This window comes from Ruminococcus sp. AF31-8BH, assembly GCF_003460605.1.
Taxonomy (GTDB): Bacteria; Bacillota; Clostridia; order Lachnospirales; family Lachnospiraceae; genus Blautia_A; species Blautia_A acetigignens.
In genome coordinates this window covers 84347-107293 of sequence record NZ_QTVN01000001.1, presented here as the reverse complement: position 1 = coordinate 107293, position 22947 = coordinate 84347, and the positions used below count along the sequence as shown (strand labels likewise).

The window sequence follows — 22947 nt, the reverse complement described above, 5'->3', positions numbered from 1 at the left end:
TCTAATGTTCCTCCTTGAGTATTTTTTTCATAGTTTCCAAAGCGTGATGTCGGTTTCTAAATACACCGCTTTGCGTGATTTTCTGCAAGTTGGCAATTTCACTTTCTGTCATTTCCAAGAAGTAATACATCAACAGAGTATTGCGTTTTCTTTCTGGAAGTTTCTTCAAGGCTTCTGCCAATTCATCATCAAGGACACGAATATCAATGCCACATACTGAAAAGATTGTATAATCTGTTTCGTAGTCGTCCCAAACAGCCATTTTATCAACAAGGACATCTGGCAATTCGCTGAAAGATATTTCTTTATTCTTACGACGGTTTAATTCCTTGTAATAATCTTTCACGACACTACGGACAACTTTCTTTAAACAACTTTCAAAACGACATTGAACTGTTTTCTGGAAGTCAGACGGTTTCATCAATCTCACCTCCTTTCCTTTATGATTTGAAAAGTGTTTATCCCTCTTTCCGCACCATATAAGGACAGCTAGGTGTGATTTAATGACCTCTTTTGAAAAATTTTTTAAATTTTTTCGGGTATGAAAAAAGCCCGCACAAAACATATAGTCTGTACGAGCCTTTAAAGCTAAAACATAGTAATATTGTATCATTAAGAATCACAAATCACAAGTGATTTGTGATTAATCACTTGTGATTTGTGATAAGTGATTTGTGATTAATATATAAAAGCCCTCTTTAAAGGGCTTTTATGTTTATTTGTTAGGCTTTAAGCCTGTTCAGCATAGTGGAGTTTCTCAGAAGAGAAACGGAACTTTGATGAACAAATAAACCACCGGCTAGGCCGGTGAGTCAGCATTGCTTAAGCTTACAGTAAAAAACCTCCAGTGATATAATTATGTTGGTTCGCCAACCACATAAAATCAAAGGAGGTTATCCAAATGGATATAAACAGTTTAGCACATACGAAATGGAATTGTAAGTATCATATTGTTTTTGCACCAAAATATAGAAGAAAAGTAGCGTATGGGAAGATGAAACAGGATATTGCGAATATTTTAAGTATGCTATGCAAAAGAAAAGGTGTAGAAATAGTAGAGGCAGAGATATGCCCAGACCATGTGCATATGCTTGTAAAGATACCACCAAGTTTAAGTGTTTCAAGTTTTGTAGGGTATTTGAAAGGAAAAAGTACACTTATGATCTTCGAACGCCATGCAAATTTAAAATACAAATATGGAAATCGCCATTTCTGGTGCAGAGGATATTACGTAGATACTGTAGGGAAAAATGCAAAGAAGATACAAGAATATATTCAAAATCAATTACAAAATGATTTAGAGTATGATCAGATGACACTAAAAGAATATATTGACCCGTTTACGGGTGAGCCAGTAAACCAAAATAAATAAAATAAGCCCCATAGGGCTTAATAAGTAAATGACGGTACAGTTGGCGAACCAAATTCGATGAGTCTTTAGACTTAGCGTCGGTAATAAGCCCTTATAGGGCTAGTACAAACCACCGGCTAAGCCGGTGGTTTTGATTTGAAAAAGAGATAAAATCAATATATCCCTTTTCCCCAATTTTTACAACGGCATTGTAGGGCTTTTTCTCTTTGTTTTTGATTCCTTTTACCAGGGTTTCTTTTCCCTCCAGTAATTCTTTTACATTCGTTTTGGTTAGTTTTTTCTTTCTAAAATGTTCAGCTAAAGTAAACTTACATTCAGGATAATTTGAACAACCATAAAACGATTTTTTTAATACAATATTGTTGCCACACTTAGGACATTTTCCTACAAGGGGTCCCGAGCGCTTAGTGGGAATTTGTACCCCTTATCGATACAAATTCCCCGTAGGCGCTAGGGACCTCTTTAGCTTCTTGGAAGCTGTCAGTAGTATATCTAATAATTTATCTCCATTCCCTTTAGTAACGTGTAACTTTCCAAATTTAAAAAAGCGACTCATAGAATTATTTCCTCCCGTTAAATAATAGATAACTATTAAAAATAGACAATACTTGCTCATAAGTAATGGTACTTAAATTGTTTACTTTGGCGTGTTTCATTGCTTGATGAAACTGATTTTCAGTAAACAGTTGACGATATTCTCGATTGACCCATTTTGAAACAAAGTACGTATATAGCTTCCAATATTTATCTGGAACATCTGTGGTATGGCGGGTAAGTTTTATTAAGACACTGTTTACTTTTGGTTTAGGATGAAAGCATTCCGCTGGCAGCTTAAGCAATTGCTGAATCGAGACTTGAGTGTGCAAGAGCAACCCTAGTGTTCGGTGAATATCCAAGGTACGCTTGTAGAATCCTTCTTCAACAATCAGATAGATGTCAGACGCACGGCTTTCAAAAACCACTTTTTTAATAATTTGTGTGCTTAAATGGTAAGGAATATTCCCAACAATTTTATACCTCTGTTTGTTAGGGAATTGAAACTGTAGAATATCTTGGTGAATTAAAGTGACACGAGTATTCAGTTTTAATTTTTCTGACGATAAGTTGAATAGATGACTGTCTAATTCAATAGACGTTACCTGTTTACTTATTTTAGCCAGTTTCGTCGTTAAATGCCCTTTACCTGTTCCAATTTCGTAAACGGTATCGGTTTCTTTTAAATTCAATTGTTTTATTATTTGGTTGAGTACTTTTTCACTCGTTAAAAAGTTTTGAGAATATTTTATATTTTTGTTCATGTAATCACTCCTGAAGTGATTACATCTGTAAATAAATACAGAAGTTAAACGATTTGTTTGTAATTTTAGTTATCTGTTTAAAAAGTCATAAGATTAGTCACTGGTAGGAATTAATCTAACGTATTTATTTATCTGCGTAATCACTGTTTTTAGTCTGTTTCAAAACAGTAGATGTTTTATCTACATTACGCATTTGGAATACCAACATGACGAATCCCTCCTTCTTAATTACAAATTTTTAGCATCTAATTTAACTTCAATTCCTATTATACAAAATTTTAAGATAACAGTCAAGAACATATCTGCACAAGTTGTAGATATACCATAAATGCTGATAATCAACATGATTACGCTTACCATCAAATAAGTAAGTGTTTCTTGCTTATTAAAATTATCCATAGTACAACGTGAATTCCAGAGAAAAAGAGAAATCGCACCAAGAATAATACTTAAAACAAAAATGACATTTCTTTTTTTACTGTCACGGAACATTTTCTTTTCATTTTGTTTGTCAAAATAAAGAAAATCACGTATCGTCATTTTACTTATTCTTCTTAATAGATTAAGCAAAACCAAAACATAAATAGTTAAAAAATAAATTATCAATAGTCCAATAGAAACGAAATTCAAAGAAATAAAGAGAGTTTTTGGAATACCCAGTAAGTTTACAATTACTAACGACACAAACTGGCTGAATAAAAAGCCAATAGGAATAGCTAATACAAATGCTAAAATTCCCAACAGTATATTTTCAATTACAACTAAGTGGGCAATTTCTTTTTTCTTAATGCCAAGAAGCATATATGTTCCTAATTCTTTACTTCTTTTTTCAAACATAAATTTCGTTGTATAGTTGATCAAAAAGCATATCACAAAAATAATAAGAATATTTACAGCGAACAATGAATTCTTAAATGCATCCATACTGGAACATAACTTTACAATTTCATCAGAATTTGCCACCAAATTAAAAGCAAATATAAGAGAAAAGGATGCAGTAACGGTTATCAGATAAATCAAATAATCTTTAATATTTCTTTTTGTATTTCTATACGCTAACTTACCTAACATTTCCCACTTCACCTCCGAGCAAGGTTAATATATCCAGTATTTCATTGAAGAAATCTTTTCTGCTTTTTTCCCCTCTGAAAATTTCATTGAATATTTTACCGTCTTTCAAGAACAAAATACGTTCACAGAAAGACGCACTAAACGGGTCATGTGTTACCATTAAAATAGTAGCCTGCATTTTCTTGTTGATTTCAGACATTGTTTCCAGTAATAATCTGGAAGCTTTTGAGTCCAAAGCTCCCGTCGGTTCATCAGCTAAAATCAGTTTCGGTTCATTGATTAAGGCTCTAGCACAAGCACAACGCTGTTTTTGTCCGCCAGAAACTTCATAAGGAAATTTCGATAAAATATCACGAATACCCAATTTATCGGCGATAGCATGAACTCTTTTCTCAATATCAGTAGGGTTCTGTTTGTTGATAACCAATGATAAAGAAATGTTTTCTCCAATCGTTAAAGTATCTAAAAGGTTGAAATCTTGAAAAATGAACCCTAAATTTTCACGTCTGAAATCAGCAAAATCTTTATCCTTGATTTTGGTAATATCTTGATTATTGACTGTAATGTGTCCGCTGGTTACAGTATCAATCGTAGAGATACAGTTTAATAGGGTAGTCTTTCCAGAACCACTAGCTCCCATGATTGCGACAAATTCGCCCTTATCTACATACATAGAAATACCGTCTACTGCCTTTGTGATATTTCCAGAGTTACCCCCGTAGTATTTTTTTACTTGCTCTAAATTTAAAATGTGTTCCATTAAAAATCGCTCCTTTCTTCCTGCCACATTTATTTGTTTTGGAATACAATTAAATTATAGCAAGGGCAGTATTCAATTACACTTACAGTTTTGAAAGTAAACAGAGAGTAAAAGAGCCGTGATAATGCAGATCACAATTTTGTGAAGCATTTCCACGACCCTTTTATTATAATTTTGCCTTTGTCTTTTTCGTAATGATATAAATATATTCTTCTGGTGTAGGGCGTTTATTCCCAAAATACTTTTTGAAATTTGCCTGCACCTCTGGGTCGGTGCTATTCATAGCTTCATCAATCGTAGCTTCAATATCCGCCCGAACATCAGCCAATGATACACCGCCAGCTTTTGCACCAGCTTTCAATGCCTTTTTTATATCTCTTTTGTTCAGTCCTATCATATTCATACCTCAATTCTACTTTTTAAAGCTAATAAGTTTTCCATTGTATTTTACAATGATGAATATGATATAAAACACTCCTACAACAATCAAAATAAGACCTATGTAATAGCCTAATTCAGAATGAGAGATTAAATTGATAATCGGCATAACAAGAATACCAATACTAACCAGTAAAGTGCCTATTCCTATTTTTTTTGTAAACACCTTTTTATCTTTAGGGTCAAGTTGTGTATAATGATAACCATGTAATAAAGTAATATTCTCTTTTATACCTATTTGATAAGATGTAAAAAGTAAAAACAATCCTATAACTATTTCAACAATCAATTCCTCTAATTCCATAATCGTTCTCTCCTTTAATCAAAATAAAATAATTCTTCAAATTTTTTATCTAAAGCTATACAAAGCACTAATGCCAATTTTGCTGTTGGATTAAATTGTCCAGTTTCAATAGAACTAACTGTATTCCGAGAAACCCCGACTAGTTCAGCTAATTCTGTTTGTGATAATTTTTTTTCTTTTCGTACAGTTTTTAATCTGTTTCGCAAAATTAAATGTTCGTCCATTCTATAAACCTACCATTAAAAATTTATAAAAGTAATACCCCATAAATAGAAAAAAGAATAAAGCAATAACAAATTTGGATTTATTTTTTGAAATATGTGCTTCATAACCCATAGAGCCAAATGCCACAGACCCAATAATTGTCATTATGTCATAGTAAGGTTCTTTACAAACTGCTTTAATGAAAAGAATTAAAATGCAGATAAATAAAACAAACATTAAGCCAAAAGATTTCCCTTGAAGTTTAATATGTTTTTCGTATTCATCAAGATATAGATTCTCTTTTTTGTTTTGTGATAGTATTTTTTCTTTATCCATTATATAACGCTCCCTTCAAATAATACCAAGTACACTTGTCATTTATATTATAGCATTCGGTCATTACAAGTCAATATTTTTGCACAGTTTTCTTGTCGTTTTGTAAAAGCGTGCAAATCTGATAGGAAATGCACGCTATATCATTTATCCTACAATCTTCCAGTTACTATCCTTATGTAGCACAAGCTCATACTGCGATACCTGCGTCGCTTTTGTCTGATTATCAATGAATTTTACCGCAACCTTGACTTTCACATTGTCGCCGTCCTTTATAAAGATAGGGTTTACCAGTTCAGAATAAAGGTAGTCCCTGCCGATAGGTTCAATCACATTTCCCAATACATAGTAAGCAAGCTCTTTTTCCGTCGCTGTTGGGTACAGCTTAAAGAATGTTTCCAGAAAAGCGGTAGCGTCATTTACCGTATCAGCGTCCACGCTTGCGTCTGCTTCTGGTGTCTTAGGCTCATAGTCTGATTTTTCAACTGCTGGTGCAAGGGTAGGGTTTTGAACGATTACCATATCCCCGTCTGCGTCCACATAGACTTTTACAGTATAGGTTGCTTTCACATTGCTTGTCTGTTCTCCCTCTTTTATCTGCTGATCTACTTCGTAGGTAGCAGAAAAAGTGTCCGCTCCCGATTGCTCGATATGCCATACAATCACATCTGTAACCGTGGAGCTGGTCGGTATATCGGTTCTAATGGTGTCTACATTTAAGTCCTGCAATTCCTTTGTCAGATAACCGCTGATTGCCTGCGTCCTTGCTTCGATAGCTTCTTTGCTGTTATCCCATGTGTAATAGGACTTCGCAAAGTTTTTCACGAAATTTTCTATCCCGTTGGTGTCCTGCAAGCAAAGTTCAATGATTTCTTTTTCATGGGTGGTGTGCTGGTCGATAGCCGTAAAATTCTTATACACCCCAAAGCTCACGCTTGCGACAAGCACCACCCACAACGCAATCACGGTTTTCTTATGTGTGCCTACCTTGACAGTACGCACCTTTTTTTCTTTTGGTTCTTTGATAGTTTCTGTCTGTTTCTTATTCTTCTTAAACATATTTTTCAAGTCCTTTCTATTGTTTTACTCGTCCTGCACCGATTAAGTGCTGTTGCCAGTAACTACTACTTAGGTCTGCATATCCTATCGGGTCGCCTGCGTGGTACATCTGTGTCGGCGAAACAAGAATACCGACGTGTGTTACATACGAACCAGCGTTATAGGTGGAATGGAAAAACACCAAATCGCCTGCTTTTGCCTGCGAGAGTGGCAGATGTTGGGTTGCGTCATACTGTGCTTGTGCTGTTCTCGGTAAGGAGATACCAGCTTTTCCATAGCACCATTGCGTCAATCCCGAACAATCAAAGGAAGTATTCGGGTTACTGCCACCATACACATACTTCCAGCCTTGATATTTCAACGCTTCATTCATTACCTTTTGTGCCAGTTCTCCCGATACCTGCGGAACTGCTAAATACTGATTGACTACTTCCACATAGAACATATTTCCATAGCCATACCGCCAGCCCCCATTCTTAGCAACGGCTATCGGGTTGGTGTAGGTTACTTTCTTTCCACCCGATTTCTCACGGGCGAAGCTCTCTGCAAGATTAAAAGTGTGTTTTTTTCCTTTTCCTGCCACATATCCCACATAGCCACCGCCATAGTTATAAGACTGTATCGCTACATTCAAGTCGTCGATACCTTGATTTTTGCAGGAAGAAAGCAGGGACGCAAAATACTTACACCCCTGCTTGATTGAGCTTTCCGTATCTAAGGAATTAGGCGGTAAACCAAGACTTTCCGAACTCTGCATAACATCTTCTGCCGTACCGCCACTTTCTACTTGAATGATAGCAAGTAACACATTGACATACTCGGAGATACCGTTTTCTCTGGCGTATTTTTCTACCATAGGCTGATGTTTCAAGACTTCTGCGGATAGGTTCATACCCGTAATGCCAGAAGAAAAATTGCTGTTCTCGTCGTCGCTGTCCGCACTAATGAGGACGCCAAAGAAAAGCACCAGAGAAAAGAGGATAGGAAACAGACTGCCAATGATAGCGATATGTTTCAGTTTCATTTTTTCTTCTGTCCTTTCTTCGTTACAAGGTTACGGGTTTTCTCTATGGTCTGCTGGTTCTTCTGGACGCTCTGGGTCTGCTGAACCTTTATCCTGCGGTCTTTGGTGTCATTCTGGCGTGTTTCCTGCGATACCACTTTTTCTACATTCTGCCTATGTACTGTCTGTGTAGGCTGGGGTGCTTTCTTATCAGAAGCACCAGAAGATAACGGACGCTCTTTGATAACATTTGTCTTGACTGGCTCACTTGCTTTCGGAGTTGGAGCTGTGGCTGGGCGTTTGACTTCCTGCATTTTTTCAACACTCGGCTTTGGAATGGTTGAAGCTGTGACTGGTCGCTCATGGGGACGGGTAGCTCCCGTTGTCGCTGATCCGTCAGCCTTTCGCTGTACCTGCCTTGCTTCTTGTGCCTTTTGAAGCTCCATACGTTTGTCAGCGATATTTTTCTTACGCTGTTCCTGCTTTTCCAAGCGTCCCGTCTGTCTGGACTGCTGTTCCTGCACCATGCCACGCTTGAAGTCGGACACGCTGGACTTTGCCTTTTCCTTTGCGGAATACACCGCATAAGCGGTCTGTGTCGGCATATCCTTGATATTCTCTTTGACAGCGTTTGCCTTGTCTTTCACTTTATTTTTCGTATCTAAAACAGCACCGACTTTTGAACCTGCACGCTGTCCCATGCTGGAAGTGGTATTGCCCCGATTTTCTTTAGAAGCCGTATTTTTTCTTTCGGCTCTCTTGCCAGCAACGGCACTTCCAGCCACCGCACCAGCTACACCGCCCGAAATACCGCCAGCACTTACCGCCCTTGCAATACGGTGTTCCATACGCCTAGCCCGATGTCGCATAAACAGATACGGTCTGCGGAATATGCGTCGTCCCATGCTTTGACTGTCGCCAGCATTAAGTGAGAACATACTCATTAAGTCGCCCAGCTTCATGTAGATACCAGCGAAACATACTATCTGCAAGAACGCCACCATAAAGAATGGGTAGTCTGTGGAAATGTTGTAAAACATACTGGAAATACTAAATGCCACCGTTACAATGAGCGTTATTCCTGCCCGTGTCATTATGGTATTAAATACTCTCACGATTGCCTGCTTTGCCATGCTTTCATAGCTCGGTATCATGGAAAGTAAAAAACTGATAGGTAAAAACATTGCAAAGATAATAAAAAGTATCTGGCTGAACAACATCATGCCCGTAAGCAAGAATACAAATATCGTGATACCCAAGTTAAAGAACAAGAGGAAGAACACCATACCCAAACGGTTCACGACCTGCGGTATTGTCAGATTGTTATTGTCGTTGTCCTCGATTTCTGTTTTCACGACTTCCTCTCTGGTTTTCCCGTCCTCGTCCTCTGGACTTGCCGATACGAGAGCTTCTACACGGTCTGTCCCGATTTCTTCTGCGTTGCTGTTCCCGAATTGAAGCAAGAGCCACGGCTGTTCCACTTGAATAGAAAATAGGCTGTCCCGTATCAAGTCCACGCTGTCCTTACCCTCGCTGTCGGAGTTAGGGAGCATGATTTTTGTTCCCAAATCCAAAGAAGCGGTACTGATGTCTGATGAAAATTCATTTATCTTCTTGATATAGTCGGGAGCATAAGCAATAAATGAAGCGGACAGCACGAACACCACCACAAAGTTGATAACAGCGTGAAGTGCTTTGCTGGTTTCCCGTTTTATCAGTCCCGTATAAGCAACGTACATTCCCACCACTAAGATAATGAGAAGCAGGAAACCAACATAGAAGCCCGTAGAAGAAAAGCCGTTCTCGGTAACGCCTGCAAGGGTCTGTATGCTCTTTCCGATACTGTCTGCCATATCATTGATGAAGTCCAGCTTATAGGCTTCCTGCACCACATAGCCCGTTGCATTACTCAAATACAAACTGATAGTCCAGACAAAGTTGGTAATGCAGTACAGCCCGTATTGTACCGATTTTCCGATACCGTCGAGCCAGTTCCACGGAAGCCACGACCAGCTATTATCGACGAAAAAATCAAGCTGGTAGTTGGAAAGGGGATATTTTGAATAAAGATTTTCTGCGTTTATGGTATCGTCTACAAGCCCCGTCGCATGAGCCACCGTCCCCAAAAGTGAAAGCAGGATAAGGGAGAGTGCCACCACGAACAGAGCCATTTTGAGAAAGTGGAAAATCTTCTTTTTTGTGAACACACCTTTTATCCTTTCTTTCATCACTCCACCTCATTTCTCTGTACGGGCGGTCTGGTATCAAAGGCGTGTAGCAGTTCTTCAAAGACTGGGTGTATCTGCACCACACCGACACGCCCGTATAAGTCCTGCAATAAGCATTGTCCGTTCTCCAAATCACGCAAGCGTTTCTGGTTGTTCTCATCGTCCTTGTCGATACCGAAAAACTCTAAGGTCTGCTTTATCTCGTTTATATCCGTGCTTCTAAATGCAAACTTTAAGCCGATATTGTTTTTCAGACTTTCCTTTGACACGTCATAGGCAGACTGGGTAACGAAATAAACGCCTGCCTGCATAGCTCGCCCAGCACGAACCAGCTTATTTGATAAGGTTTCTCCTTGTGCCACATTTAAGAACGCCCACGCTTCGTCTAAATCGACAATCTTAAAAATGCTTCTGTCCGAATGGATAAAATCAAGGGCAAAGGTACTAATCACAATCAGCATAGACACAGACAACAATTCAATGGTCGTGTATTCTTCAAAAGTGGTATCTTTATCTGGCAGTACAAGGTCGGCTACTTGAATGATATTGAGCTGATTATCCAGACTGATAGCATTTTCTACCGTACCGTCTGAAAACAGCAGGTGTGCAAAGTCGTAGTCCGTGAAGCTGTCGATATGGTCTGCGATATTTCTTGATATGGGCGTATCTTCACGGCGTAGCTCGTCTATCACATGGAGCAAGCCCCGACTGTCGCTCTGGGTAACGGAGCGTACTGCCTTACGAAGTACGGGGAATTTTTCGCCGTCCCTTGAAGAAATACCCGTAAGGAATGTTAAGATGTCGATTGCCAGACTTTCAGCGTCTTTTACATTCTTCATAATCACAAACGGGTCAAGAAGCCCTGCATTGTCCTTATCGCTGGTAAGATTTACGATATTGATTTCATGTGCAATCTCTGGGAGCGTTTCTTTCCAGTTACCACGCTCACTTTTAGGGTCTAACAGAAGTGCTTGACCGCCAAACAGCACCGCATAATATACCAGAAGATTGTTACAGAACGATTTCCCACCGCCAAGCGAACCGACAAAAGCAGACGCTAAAGCGTTGGTAACTGTACCTTTTACACCTTGACTGGCAAGGGACGGTTGCAGGTACACATTTCTTCCCGTATCAACAGAATAGCCCATATAGATACCCGTAGTTTCTCCTAACTGCTGTGTCGCACCAAAGCCAAGCCCAGCTAAAAAATCTGATTTTACATACTGCACATAGTCATTGATATATCGCTTGCTGGCTGGTAAAAATTCAGAATGAAGCCCCAGCATATCCCCAGCAGGACGCACCAGCTTTACATTGAGGTCGTCGTAAAAGTCCTTGACTTCATCACAACGGCGTTTCAGCTCGTCAAGATCGGGTGCAGACACCCGTATGACGTAGCTTAACTTATACATACTTTCTTTTGTCTGGTCTAAATCAGTTTCCAGCTCGTCCACGCTGTCTAAAGCGTCCACCACATTTGAGCTGGTTTCACTTCCTGCTTGATAGGCGTGATTATCAAGGTCTTTCAGTTCCTTTTTCTTGTTGCGGACGGTCGTTAATGCTTTCCGATTTTCCACGATTTCTACATTCATGCTCGTATCAACGGGGAATGTGAATTGCTGTTGCTGGAAATAGAAGATTTCAGACGACGGAAAATCAAGCTCTCCTACAATCGCATTGACGGTAAAATAGGACACATAGCTTTCCTTGTCCTCATGTTCCAATCGTAAATACCGCTGGCTTTCCTCAATCACACACCTTGTCGGACGGATAAGGTCGTAGTATTTTATCAGCGTCTCTTTGTTCAATTTTTTCTTTGGTAGCTGGTACTCATAATCTTCATAAGCGATACCGTCCCTGCCGTAAAGATGTTCCATGAGATACCCAAAATCATGGATTTCCAAGCGACGCACCTTAAAGCGACGGGAGATTTTATTTTCCAGTAACTTTTCCATTTTTATGTAACGGTTGATTTCATCATTCGGCATGGAAACAAAATCATTCATCAGCGTGTGGTTCACTTCATGGAGAAATTCTGTGAACGTCAGCCACACCGATTTTTTGATGTTCTTCAGATTGAGCTGTTCTTCCGTAACCATGAGCTTAAAGCCAAGAAAAAAGCGGTAGTCCACTTGATTGTCCCCAATCATAGATACTAACGCTTCGGTCTGTTCGTCTATCTTCTGGCAGGCAACTTCCTTTAATTTTCCAGTTACCAGCTTCTTTGACTGTTCCTGCATACTGCGGATTGAGCTTTCTGTGGCAATCTGCAACGCATGAATTTTACCCTCACGGGACTGTGCGATAAGCTGTCGGAAACTGTCATGCACGATAAATTTCTGCTCTGCGGATAGAAAAGAATAGTTGTATGGTATCAGCTCATAGTAGGCGAACACCTCATTGTCCTTGTTCCAGACAAGGTTATTGTCAATATATTTTATCGGGAACATAGTTCACACTCCTTACTGCCGTGATTGTTTCATTCAATATCTGCTTATGCAGTTTTACGGCTTTTCCTGCATAAGTGATTTTTGGTCGCAGGGCATAGGTTATCTGTGATTTCAAAAAGCTGTACGGCTTCTTTCCGTCAAAGGTTTTCTGCGACATGAACCAAGTGAGAGCAACGGGAATACCAAAGTATTTGAGAAATGCTCCCTCAATCATGGAAAGTGGGGGAATATCCCCAAACAGAATGATGATAAATTCCGTAATCACAAACCATGTAATCTGTGTAAAAGTAACGGGAAAGGGTAAGTTAAAGTCATTGATTGCATACAAGACTTTTTCCACGTTCCAGATACCCGTGTAGCTTTTAATCTTTTTCAAGTTCTTTCAGCTCCTTTCAAAATAGAAAAGGACAGCCATTTTCAGACTGTCCCTTAAAGAGAAATACGCTGTCAGTAGCAACAATGCTTGTCGCTGATCTTCCAGCGTTAATATGGTATCTCGCACATACCTCGGCTTGTTTCAATAAAGCAACCGCCCATATCCAAATCTCGCCCGTAGGCTTCATAGTCAATGTAATTCTGTAAGCTGGGTGGAATGTCCCCAAGTGCCTGCAATTCGTCTATGTAGTAGTAGGCAACATCTGTCATGGTTTCACAGTCGGGATAATAGTAAATATCGTCCTTATGTTCCACGACTTCTTCCAGCGTCCCATAGTGGCTGATAAATTCGTCCAGACACTCTACAATATAGTCGGGAAGTTCCTCTATCATTTCATACATCTCATTGAGTTCTTCAATGGAAACATACTCGCCAATCGCAATGGGAAAGTTGTCGGTATCATGGATAGCGTATTCCTCATACTGTTCATTCAAGCCGATTTTTTCTTTCACATCTTCCTCGTCAATGGGGAACGTGAACCAAGCACCGACTAAATAGCCCTCATTGTATTTGCCAAGATTAGCAATATAAACCGCCATATCATCAATCATAAGCACCACCTCATTTCCTACTCTGGCAGTTCAAAGATACCGTGTTCTGTTACTAAAAATTTCCCGTGTTCCTGCAAGTGAGAAGCGTAGGCTTCAAAGTCAAAGTAGTATTCTTGACAGTCCTCGGATAAATGCTTGAACATCGGGTCGTTCATCAGCTTTTGCCTTGCAACATCTATCATGCTTTTACAGTCGGGATAAACAATAATCACGTTCCTGCAAATATAAAGTGCTTCTAAATTTTCAAACACCGTAAGTAGTGATACATATTCTTCCTGCATATCACTTGAAAGCTGGCGGTACATAAAATCTAATTCGTTGAGCTGGTACACGCTGGTGTGTTCGTGGACTTCATCAGCATAAGGCAACACCTTTTCGATAATACGATAATCCCCACTTTCTGCACCGATACCTAACTTTTCTTCAAACTCGGCAACATCTATCGGCAGGTCGAACCAGTATGATATTGTTTCTTCGCCAGTTGTTCCTCTCGTTTCCACCAGCACCCTTGTTTCCTGCATTGTTCCTCACGTCCTTTCTGTTGCTTCATCACATCTTTTAAGCTCTGGTACGACATACCAAACACATACTTTGAAAAATCTTCTAACTGTTTTATATCATAATTCGTAAGCGGTAATCGCTTCATTTCATGCCACACTTTACGCTTGTAAGAGGGCAGGTTAGAAATATAATCACAGCCGACGTTTGCCTGCATATCCTTAAAAATATCGCTCATTTCATCACTCCAATCTGATTTTAGGTAAGAAAAAAGCAGTCAATCCTAAGACTAACTGCTTTATGTATATGGATATAATTTGATTAAGTTTTAAAACCAGTTTGTTTTTTCATCTCTAAATTGAGGGTTATCGCTGTGTTGATATGGATTATAGTTATTCAGATTGCAACCATATTCTTTTAATGATTTGATTTTGTTATCTTCTGTCCATTCAATTAAGGAAATACCGTCAAATTCTTCAACGCTTCCCGTATTCATTTCATTTTTAAAATACCATTCTACGACAGTTTGATTTTCTTTATGAAAGAACTGTTTAATATCCCAAATAATGACTTTACCACGAGTATTCCATTCATTAAACCAATGTTTTACTGTTTTAAGATTTTCATATTTAGGACACCAGCTTTCCGTATAAACAACATCTTCTGTAAAAATTTTATCTATTCCTAAGTCTTGCTGTTTCAACCACATATCAAACCATAAACGAATAATTTTTTCTCTCTCATTCAAAATAGAACACCTCGATTACTTCTTTTTTCACATTATAGCACCCATACATCAGCCCCACAATAAAATTTTATGCACCGATAATCTTATTGAACAGCTCTAACAGTACATCTTTCACACCGCCAGCATTGAATACCAAGCCGACAGCAATCAAGGCAACTACCAAGAAACCGATAAGTTTTGAAAACTCACGCTTGAACCCTAAGTAGATACCGATAACCACAATCGACATAAGCACTAAGCTCTGTGCGTTGCTTAAAAACCATTGATACAAATTTTGCCCGAAATTCATGTTATTTGTCCTCGCTTTCTTTTAATTTCTTCATTTCATAGTCAGCTCCTTTGCCAACACTTAAAATACACATCAAGGCTACGCCGATACCCGTTCCAACAGATACCAGCAGGAAGTCTTTCAATAATTCCCACATTTTTTCATCACTCCTAACTTTCTACTAAATCTTTTGCAGGGGTCGTCTGCTGTTTGATTATCATTTCATGCTTTTCTGTGAGCTTTGCCTGCTGTTCGATAGTTTTCATGTAGTCTGTTCCGTTTCCCTTATCAATCCTTTTCAGCATTTTCAAGGTCGGTGCTACCTGCCGTTGTACCCACCGCAATGTACGGTCTAAGGTGTAAGGCTCTGGCTTTGTCGTCAGCTTCAAGCTCTGTCTGTTATCGCCGATAAACCACGCCCAGCGGTCATTGAGTTTCCAGTCATTTTTTCGCTTGTCTGCTTCTTCATCAACAAACCGCACATACTGGTTGATGATAGAAAAGGCAGTCTGCTCTGCGTCATAATAGGTCAGCAAATCTCGTACTGCATAATAGGCACGTTCATTTCTAAGCCGTATCTCAAAACGGTTGATAATGTCGGCTTCTTCCAGCGGTGTCCCTAACTTGACGTACTGCTCATAGTCCTTTTCATAGATACAGAAATACACATCTGATTTTAGCGAACCAAGATAAAGGGTGCGTCCCATATATTCTCTGTCGTCCTCTCTATGCTTGATAAGCTCGCCCGACTGATAAAACTTATAACTTCTGGACTTTCCGATATATTCCCGTTTCCTGCATTTTTCCGCAAGCTCTGGAATATCCAAAATACCCGTATGGTCGTTGATAGCAAGGTCGATACGCTTCATCACGCCACCGTCTATGAGTGCGTCCATGAGAAAGTCATACCAACTTCTTTGTTGTGCCAGCAGGTAACTTTCAAACTGTCGGCAACCACGCCCCTTTAACTCTAAAAGGACACCTTTTTCTTCGTCAGCCGACGTATAGATAAAGATGTCCCCTAAAGAATAATGCTCCGTATAACTGTAATGTCCGTAATCTTCATGGAGCATATAATTGATATTCAGTTTTAATATATCTTTGATGATGTGCTGTATATCCAGCGTGGGAAAACGAATTTTCACATAATCAAACAGCATGGTAAGCGGTACTTCTGGATTGAACCTTGCCAGTTCCTTATGCAGAGTTTCCAGAAGTTCCTTTGACGGCTTCATTTTTCCACTTTCTATCTTGTTGAAATATTCCCTTGTGATACCAGAAGCCACCGCCAGCCTGCCTTGTGAGATACCGTAAGCAATCCGTTTCTCCCGTAATTCTTTTATCCGTTGTTCTTCATTCAGAACCATACCCCCAATCTGTAAAGTGTGAAGTTTTTTAAGGCGACTTCACAGCCGATTTTTGCTAGAAAACCATGCCAGAAGCCTTATGTTTCCTATGTTTTTTGTCTATTGTCTATTTGCAAACGTACCCCTCTGTTAGATACCGAGGGGTTTTACCTGCTGGCGTGGCTGACGCCACACCAGCAACGGCTAGTCCGTGCCGTCGCCTTTCGCTTCGCACGTCGCCGTCCCGTCCTGCCTTGCTTGTGCAAGAGAGCTGATAGTCTGTAAAAAATCATGTCCTTTTGGGACTAAAGGCGTGTAAAACTCACTTATGACGCTTGTTCCCACATCACAATAGCCACGCCCCTTGATACGCTTCTGGAAAAACTGCTTTTTCACATCTGAACCAAACAGCATACCGTAACCTAATTCGCTGATACGCCCAAGTCCCACACGGAAATTGAAGTTATCTCTGATACCATCTGAAAAATACTTTGCGTCTGGACGCTGGCAGGCAACAATAAGGAAATAACCTGCTTGTCGCCCTAACATAACGATTTTCTTTAACTGGCTAAGTAAGCTCACGCTTTCTTTTGTCCCCAACATTTCAAAAAACGCTACATATTCATCAAAGATAAGAAAGCAGGGTGGAAGTCCCAGATAGGCGTAGTTTTCGCCCGTCTTATAGTTCGGGTGTTGCTTCATTTCCTCACTTCGCCGTACCATGCCCTCATAAAAGGCATTGACGCAATCAATCATTTCTTCTTTGGTGTGATAGACATTAGGCATGACTGTTCCCAAGTCTGCAAGGTCGCTGTTCTTTGGGTCTAAGATATAAAGGACAGCGTTGGTATGCAGTAAGGCTTCAATGAGCGTCAGCAGAAAATAAGTTTTACCGCCACCAGTCCCACCAGCAATCAAAGCGTGAGGGAGTGCGTCATATTCCCACACAAGATTTTTCATCAGCCTAAGACAGCCGTTTTCTGCCCATACTTCATCAATGGTAATGCGGTTTGCTATCATGTCATAAAGCAGGGTGTATTCAATATAGCCGTCATGTAAGGTCTTGTCGGTCAGCTCGCAATACAAGCCACTTTCCAATTTATCCTCTAACCGTAAAAGCTGGTCTTGATATTTTCCTAACGTGATTTCACAGCGGATATGGAGCAATCCCTTTTCCATTTGATAATAAATCTTTGGAAACCAGACGATTTTTTCCCTTGATCTGCTTTGCAGGTCAGTAAAAAAACCGCTGTCTTGTACGGTATCGGCTTCATACCACTTATTTTCCAGTATCATTCGTGCCAGCTTTTGACGGTGCAATAGCTTCTTGAAACTGTCGTAACAGAAGCGGTAATACAGAAAAGCGACCAATGCACAAACACCAGTCGCTATCAGCACAGTTATGAAGTTGTAAGGGGAAAGCGTCAAGCCGTTTTCTAACAAGCTGAAATGTTCCCAGTCGGTACGCATGAGCTGTTTGATGTTCAGTAGCAGAAGAACCGCCATGAATACAAACAGAAGCGTCCCTATGGAAAAGTGGTAGACAAGGTGCTTGTCGCTGGCTCTGATACGGTGTCCTTTGTTCCAAATCATACGCATAAATCAATCCTTTCTAGGTATGAAAAAAGCAGTCAATCCTAAGACTAACTGCTTAATCAACAATAAAGTGTAAATTTTATTGTTTCTTTTCTTCTTTTTTATCTTTTTTATTTTTTCTATCCCACCAAGTACCTGCTAATGAACAACTTCCGCCCATAACTATAAAGCCAATCATAATAAGCCAAAATTCCATGATTTCTCCTCCCTTTTAATTTGTTAAATGCTGGCAAATAAAAATTACAACAAAACATATAATAAGTGCGATTACACCTGCAATGAATGCAAATATGATTTTTTGATAATTTCTTTTTCCTATTTCTTGTTGTGTTTCATCATGCGTTAATTGCTTTCCGTCAATAAATGCCAAAATTTCTTTATAGGTTTGAATGTCATGGCTCTTTTTGAATTTTTCAATCTTACTTGCCGTATAGAGCGTTATTGCAAACAAGCATAACCAAATAATAATTCCTATATTTCCCTTAATACTAAATAAAGGATAGGCACTTATGGCTACGACTATCAATTCAATTAGGAAAACTACACTTATCACATTAAACTTTTTAATAGTTGCTTTTTCTACAATCTCCCTCATCTCCTTTATATCTTCTTTTATAAAATTATCTAAAGACACATTGAAGATATTAGATAAAGTAATTAAACTTTTAACATCTGGACAACTTTTATTTGTTTCCCAGTTAGAAATTGTTTGTCTTGAAACAAATATTTTAAGAGCCAGTTCTTCTTGAGAAATTTTTTGTTGTTCCCTAAATTTTTTGATTTGTAATCCAATATCCATCTTGAATCTTCTCCTTTATTGTATATGAATATAGCTATTTTGTCTGTCAAAAGCCTTTGACATTGCCATTTTCCCTTGTCAAAATAGTTTTACATGGCTTAAAACAGAACTTTTCAACTAATTATATCGGTTCTATATATAAGTTACAAGAAAAATATGGGCTCACATTTATTTTTTCATCTGTCCTTGCGGTACATGGTTCTGTGGATTGCCTGCGTTCTGATTGCCTTTATTCTTCAACACAATATCCTCTGCCTTTACATACCAGTCCACATCTGCACCCGTATAGGTTTTTCGTGATACCGTATCGGCTACTGGATTGACAAGCTCCACAACTGCATTGTACGGAAATTCCCTTACTGGTACTTCTGGCGGTACAGACACGGGGATAATTCCACCATGCAGACTGCACTTCAAATCATAGATACGCTTTTTAAGCTGGGTACTCGGTGTCCCGTCCTCATTCTGCAAGAATACATCACGCACTGCTGTAAATTTTAATTCTCCAAATGTTTTCTCTTTGTCAATAACAAAACCGTTTGATAATCTCATAATATTTTCACTCCTTTACTTTTCTTCAACTGCTACAATATCATCAGCAAGTAACACATAATCGGTATGTCCCATATCCCCAATTGCGTAACCTCTGCCGTATAATTTCGGATTGACAAGTTTTACTTTCTGTTCATACTTGAAATGCTTTTCGCCAGCCTGCACGGGAATTTCCACGACAACATTTTCGCCTTTCTGCACATCAGAATAAAGGTTGTAGCTTCGTCTGGCTAAGACCCTGCGGTTATTTTTATCTCTTTCAAAGATAGGCTCGCTTTCGCCTGCAAATTCAAGTGTTCCAAAAGACTGTGCCATATCTGGCACGACATATTTCATTTCCATATTGTTTTACCTCGTTTCTTTCTATATTTGATAAGTTTTTGATAGTGATTTCTTATTCTGGCGGTTAGGGAAGTACCAGCAAGTCCCCAGATAGTAAAGGGTAAAATAAATGCTTACGCACCCTTGACTATCCGTGTTCTTGCAGGTAAGTAGCAGACAAGCCAGAATAAGCGGAAGTCTGCCGACACGGTATCGGCGGAGAACGTGATTTTTCTTTTCTCATATCGTTACCGCCTTATGATTTCTTCATTTTACGGCGTTTGCAGAAGAAGATACCTGCCAGTCCAGCACCAGAAGTTAGTAATAATGCAAGCAGTCCGTAAAGGTTCGTGTTATCGCCCGTTTTTGGACTGTCTGTTTTATGCGGTGTATCTGGTGTCTGTGGTGTTTTGGGTTTCTCTGGTTCTTCTGGGACTTCGGGTTTTTCCTTAAAGGTAATCGTCTGTCCCTCGTTGTCAATGTCTTTATGCTCGGTAACTTTCTTCGGCTCGTCTGGATTGCTTAAATCGTACAATTCTTCAAAAGTTACAAGCTGTTTGCCGTCAAGAGAAGTAGCGTCAAAGGTAAAGGCAACTTCCGCTTTCATAGTTTCGCTGTCTGCGGTAAAGGTGTAATCACTTTCCACACGTTTTCCATTGATAAGAAGCTCTGCATTTTCTTCTTTCAACATCTGCCAGCCTACAAGTTTGTACTGTGTGCCGACTTCTAAGCCCTCTAAGGTTATGGTATCAATGATTGTTACCTCTTTTCCAGCTTCAAGCTCTTTGTTGCCGTCCTTATCGGTAGCAGTCGTATGAATTTTGATGATACGCTCTGTGATAAGTACCGTCTGTCCGTCGTCCTCAATGTCTTTATGTTCCGCAACTTTTACGGGTTCTTCTGGATTGCTCAAATCGTATAATTCCTCGAATGTTACCAGATTTTTACCGCCAAGCTCGGACGCATTGAATGTATAAGTAATTTCCACTTTCATAGCTTCATCATCAGCGATAAAGGTATAGTCATTTTCTACACGCTTTCCATTGATAAGAAGCTCGGTGTTTTCTTCCTTTAACATCTGCCAGCCTTTGAGCTGATATTTTGTGCCTTTTGTAAGTCCGTCTAATTTGACGGTATCAACGATTGTTACCTCTTTTCCTGCAAGGATTGTCTTTTCGCCGTCCTTACTGGTCGCTGTGGTATGGATAGAGATTTCTTTTTCGTATTCATCAGTCAAAGTACCTAAATCAATCACAAGGTTATTTCTTGATACCACGATTTCAAAAGGTGGGATAAGCTCAAAGCCTTTGTTACTATCGCAACGCATTTCTTCAATGATGTAGGTATCATAAGGCAACGCCCCTTTGCTGTCGTCTGGTTTAGAAGTTCCAAACCATACACCGTCCTCGCTGGTCTTTCCTGCGTTGGTATTATGCTTATGAGAAGCCCAGTCAGAAGAAGTGGAGAATTGCCCGTTATCATCAGTTACCACAACATGACTTTCGCCCGTTGTCTTGCTTGTGATCCTAAAGGGAACATCAGCAAGACGCTTGTGTGTGCCTGCTCCGATTTTTACGCCCTCAATATCTCCACGCTTAATCTGATTGTAGATAGAATGGGCTTCGTCGGTTAAATCAACGATTTTTCCATTCTCTGTGATTGCAAAATCAATCGGTTTTGCACCGTCTGTCAAATATCCGTTTGGAGCTTCACTCTCAACGATACGGAATTTTCCATAAGGTAAAAGGTCAGCAGACGTAGAAGCGACACCCTCAATGTCTGTATGGATTGTCTTTACCACTTCATTTTTCTTGTATAGCTTGCCCTCAACCAGTACCGCATTATCATTTAAGGAAATGATGTCAAAGGCAGTATCTTTCAAAGTGGCACTTCCTTGTGGTTTTGTATCGCCCGTTTCTAAATCTCGTTTCTGAATTTTCACACCGCCACGGATAACCTTGTCTGATACAGAAAACTGGTTACTTCCAGTCAATACGGCAAGGTCGCCGTCCTCGGTAATCTGTGTTACATATAAGCCCTTAATCTGTTCGGACTTATCGCCAGCCTGCATATATGCACCGTCCAGCAAGTAACCGTTTGGAGCTTTTGTTTCTTCTACGGTTAGTGTTCCAAGTGGAAGAACGGCTTTGCCGTCCTGCATATAGAAACTGTCGCCAGATACCTTGTATGCGTCCGCTAATTTTGTAACATAGTGGATTGTACCGTCGCTGTCTGTTTCGGCGATTGTCTTTGTAACCCATGTTCTTGTAGCTTCGGCAGGGAGATTGTCTTTATTGTAGAAGCCAGTATAATACTTCCATGTAAATTCCGCACCTGCTAAAGAAGCGTTCCCCTGCGGATTGTCTTTCTGTGTTTCCATATCAATCTTGAAGAGTTCAATCAAAGTGTCTGTTACCTTTGGTGTATCTGATACGTTCAAGGTCGCTGTCTTTCCAGCTTCAACCTTTAAGGAATATATATTTGTATCAACCTTATATCCTGCTGGTGCGGATAATTCCTTGATATAGACTGTGTCAGCCGTTACCTCTACGACATCTGTATTTCCGTTTTCATCAGTCGTAAGGGTGGCAAGCTGTTTCGTGCAGTCCTTATCAGCAAAGACACCGTATGTCGCACCAGCGATAGAGTAATTCCCGTTACCGTCTGTAATGCTGGTATTACTGGAAGTCTTTTGAAGTTTCGCATTTCCAACATTGAGTTTCGCCCAGAATTGTCCCAATTCCTGCCCCTCGCCAGAGTAGATATAACCGCCACATTCATAGCGTCCTTTATTCTCTTTGACAAAGGCTTTTGCACCAGCGAAAACTTCGTCCTGCGTTGCCTTTGGAATTTCATCATAAGAAGCTCGCACGTTATCGCATTGCCAGCCAAGATGTACGCTTAATCTCTGCCAGACAACAAGCTGTCTTAAAAGGTAGGCGTGGTTTTTGCTTATTCCGTTGTGGCTGTCTGTGTACTGTTTTACATATTCGATAGATAAGGCAACGTCGCTTATCTGGTCGGCACTCATACGGGTGCTTGCGTCAGCTCTGGTCTTGTAGCCATTCTTAAAGTCTGTGTTAATGTCGATACAGTAAGCGTCCTCGCCCTCAACGGTCAAATGTCCCTCATTAAAGGTAGAACCAATCGAACCGTCATTCATTACTTTTTCAACGATACCGACACGCTCTTTTGACTCCGTCCAGTATTGCTTACTTTCTGCATGAACGGGTGTAGTCGGCAAAGCAGTAACGACAGTTGCAAGAGCTAAGAAGCCCGTACACAATCGTTTTAACATCTTTTTCATAAATC

General features: G+C 39.8%; 27 protein-coding genes and 1 pseudogene. 1 reads left to right on the top strand and 27 read right to left on the bottom strand.

The window, feature by feature from the left end:
• Position 1 precedes the first annotated feature (1 nt).
• The gene (locus DWZ38_RS00500; protein WP_003061815.1) at positions 2 to 421 is read right to left on the bottom strand and encodes a sigma-70 family RNA polymerase sigma factor; all 420 of its coding nucleotides are present in this window, start codon (positions 419 to 421) and stop codon (positions 2 to 4) included.
• Positions 422 to 901: 480 nt separating this feature from the next.
• Between DWZ38_RS00500 and tnpA the strand changes: the two genes are divergently transcribed.
• On the top strand, positions 902 to 1372 hold the full coding sequence (tnpA, locus tag DWZ38_RS00495) for an IS200/IS605 family transposase (RefSeq protein WP_009264818.1): 471 nt from the start codon (positions 902 to 904) through the stop codon (positions 1370 to 1372).
• A gap of 91 nt (positions 1373 to 1463) precedes the next feature.
• Here tnpA and DWZ38_RS00490 read toward each other — a convergent pair.
• The 26 genes and pseudogenes from DWZ38_RS00490 to DWZ38_RS00345 all read right to left on the bottom strand — a co-directional run.
• Positions 1464 to 1763: pseudogene (locus DWZ38_RS00490) on the bottom strand (topoisomerase C-terminal repeat-containing protein); the annotation flags it as partial.
• A gap of 169 nt (positions 1764 to 1932) precedes the next feature.
• Positions 1933 to 2670 carry a 23S rRNA (adenine(2058)-N(6))-methyltransferase Erm(B) gene (erm(B), locus tag DWZ38_RS00480; RefSeq protein ID WP_117479738.1) on the bottom strand — a complete coding sequence of 246 codons (738 nt, stop codon included), beginning with the start codon at positions 2668 to 2670 and terminating at the stop codon, positions 1933 to 1935.
• A 124-nt stretch (positions 2671 to 2794) separates the two neighbouring features.
• Positions 2795 to 2878: a 23S rRNA methyltransferase attenuation leader peptide gene (locus tag DWZ38_RS00475; protein WP_001814874.1), complete on the bottom strand. Its 84-nt coding sequence runs from the start codon at positions 2876 to 2878 to the stop codon at positions 2795 to 2797.
• A gap of 20 nt (positions 2879 to 2898) precedes the next feature.
• Positions 2899 to 3741, bottom strand: coding sequence for an ABC transporter permease (locus DWZ38_RS00470; RefSeq protein WP_003060411.1), 843 nt, complete (start codon positions 3739 to 3741; stop codon positions 2899 to 2901).
• Complete coding sequence (locus DWZ38_RS00465; protein WP_003061398.1) at positions 3731 to 4501, bottom strand: ABC transporter ATP-binding protein; 771 nt, start codon at positions 4499 to 4501, stop codon at positions 3731 to 3733. Before DWZ38_RS00465 ends, DWZ38_RS00470 begins: the two co-directional genes overlap by 11 nt.
• Positions 4502 to 4667: 166 nt before the next feature.
• Positions 4668 to 4898: a hypothetical protein gene (locus tag DWZ38_RS00455; protein ID WP_003060191.1), complete on the bottom strand. Its 231-nt coding sequence runs from the start codon at positions 4896 to 4898 to the stop codon at positions 4668 to 4670.
• Positions 4899 to 4913: 15 nt separating this feature from the next.
• Positions 4914 to 5243: a DUF3784 domain-containing protein gene (locus tag DWZ38_RS00450; RefSeq protein ID WP_003061243.1), complete on the bottom strand. Its 330-nt coding sequence runs from the start codon at positions 5241 to 5243 to the stop codon at positions 4914 to 4916.
• Between the two features lie 14 nt (positions 5244 to 5257).
• Positions 5258 to 5467, bottom strand: coding sequence for a helix-turn-helix transcriptional regulator (locus tag DWZ38_RS00445; protein WP_007286202.1), 210 nt, complete (start codon positions 5465 to 5467; stop codon positions 5258 to 5260).
• 1 nt (position 5468) lies between these two features.
• Positions 5469 to 5783: a DUF6442 family protein gene (locus DWZ38_RS00440; protein ID WP_003061887.1), complete on the bottom strand. Its 315-nt coding sequence runs from the start codon at positions 5781 to 5783 to the stop codon at positions 5469 to 5471.
• A gap of 144 nt (positions 5784 to 5927) precedes the next feature.
• Positions 5928 to 6839 carry a conjugal transfer protein gene (locus tag DWZ38_RS00435; protein WP_003062215.1) on the bottom strand — a complete coding sequence of 304 codons (912 nt, stop codon included), beginning with the start codon at positions 6837 to 6839 and terminating at the stop codon, positions 5928 to 5930.
• A 16-nt stretch (positions 6840 to 6855) separates the two neighbouring features.
• Positions 6856 to 7863: a bifunctional lysozyme/C40 family peptidase gene (locus DWZ38_RS00430; protein WP_003059774.1), complete on the bottom strand. Its 1008-nt coding sequence runs from the start codon at positions 7861 to 7863 to the stop codon at positions 6856 to 6858.
• Entirely contained in the window at positions 7860 to 10070 is a 2211-nt protein-coding gene (locus tag DWZ38_RS00425; protein ID WP_003060083.1) for an MFS transporter, read from the bottom strand. Before DWZ38_RS00425 ends, DWZ38_RS00430 begins: the two co-directional genes overlap by 4 nt.
• A complete protein-coding gene (locus DWZ38_RS00420; protein ID WP_003060327.1) occupies positions 10070 to 12520 on the bottom strand; it encodes an ATP-binding protein in 2451 nt (816 codons plus the stop codon). Before DWZ38_RS00420 ends, DWZ38_RS00425 begins: the two co-directional genes overlap by 1 nt.
• Positions 12498 to 12896, bottom strand: a complete 399-nt coding sequence (locus DWZ38_RS00415) for a conjugal transfer protein (RefSeq protein ID WP_003061368.1) — start codon at positions 12894 to 12896, stop codon at positions 12498 to 12500. The genes DWZ38_RS00420 and DWZ38_RS00415 overlap by 23 nt, the downstream gene beginning before the upstream one ends.
• A gap of 107 nt (positions 12897 to 13003) precedes the next feature.
• Positions 13004 to 13507, bottom strand: coding sequence for an antirestriction protein ArdA (locus DWZ38_RS00410; RefSeq protein WP_002323345.1), 504 nt, complete (start codon positions 13505 to 13507; stop codon positions 13004 to 13006).
• Positions 13508 to 13524: 17 nt separating this feature from the next.
• Positions 13525 to 14028: an antirestriction protein ArdA gene (locus DWZ38_RS00405; RefSeq protein WP_003062492.1), complete on the bottom strand. Its 504-nt coding sequence runs from the start codon at positions 14026 to 14028 to the stop codon at positions 13525 to 13527.
• Entirely contained in the window at positions 13947 to 14243 is a 297-nt protein-coding gene (locus DWZ38_RS00400; protein WP_008687105.1) for a hypothetical protein, read from the bottom strand. Before DWZ38_RS00400 ends, DWZ38_RS00405 begins: the two co-directional genes overlap by 82 nt.
• Before the next feature lie 90 nt (positions 14244 to 14333).
• Positions 14334 to 14753, bottom strand: coding sequence for a nuclear transport factor 2 family protein (locus tag DWZ38_RS00395; RefSeq protein ID WP_003060053.1), 420 nt, complete (start codon positions 14751 to 14753; stop codon positions 14334 to 14336).
• A 67-nt stretch (positions 14754 to 14820) separates the two neighbouring features.
• Entirely contained in the window at positions 14821 to 15042 is a 222-nt protein-coding gene (locus DWZ38_RS00390; RefSeq protein WP_003060793.1) for a hypothetical protein, read from the bottom strand.
• 1 nt (position 15043) lies between these two features.
• Positions 15044 to 15178: a DUF3789 domain-containing protein gene (locus DWZ38_RS00385; protein WP_003061156.1), complete on the bottom strand. Its 135-nt coding sequence runs from the start codon at positions 15176 to 15178 to the stop codon at positions 15044 to 15046.
• A gap of 13 nt (positions 15179 to 15191) precedes the next feature.
• A complete protein-coding gene (gene mobT, locus DWZ38_RS00380) occupies positions 15192 to 16388 on the bottom strand; it encodes a MobT family relaxase (RefSeq protein ID WP_003062030.1) in 1197 nt (398 codons plus the stop codon).
• A 183-nt stretch (positions 16389 to 16571) separates the two neighbouring features.
• Positions 16572 to 17966, bottom strand: a complete 1395-nt coding sequence (locus tag DWZ38_RS00370; RefSeq protein WP_003062524.1) for an FtsK/SpoIIIE domain-containing protein — start codon at positions 17964 to 17966, stop codon at positions 16572 to 16574.
• Positions 17967 to 18174: 208 nt separating this feature from the next.
• Positions 18175 to 18762, bottom strand: coding sequence for a helix-turn-helix transcriptional regulator (locus DWZ38_RS00365; RefSeq protein ID WP_003061262.1), 588 nt, complete (start codon positions 18760 to 18762; stop codon positions 18175 to 18177).
• Between the two features lie 168 nt (positions 18763 to 18930).
• A complete protein-coding gene (locus DWZ38_RS00360) occupies positions 18931 to 19314 on the bottom strand; it encodes a YdcP family protein (protein WP_003062614.1) in 384 nt (127 codons plus the stop codon).
• A 15-nt stretch (positions 19315 to 19329) separates the two neighbouring features.
• Complete coding sequence (locus DWZ38_RS00355; protein ID WP_003059926.1) at positions 19330 to 19656, bottom strand: YdcP family protein; 327 nt, start codon at positions 19654 to 19656, stop codon at positions 19330 to 19332.
• A 235-nt stretch (positions 19657 to 19891) separates the two neighbouring features.
• Positions 19892 to 22942, bottom strand: a complete 3051-nt coding sequence (locus DWZ38_RS00345) for an SrtB-anchored collagen-binding adhesin (protein WP_003060618.1) — start codon at positions 22940 to 22942, stop codon at positions 19892 to 19894.
• Positions 22943 to 22947: the final 5 nt, after the last annotated feature.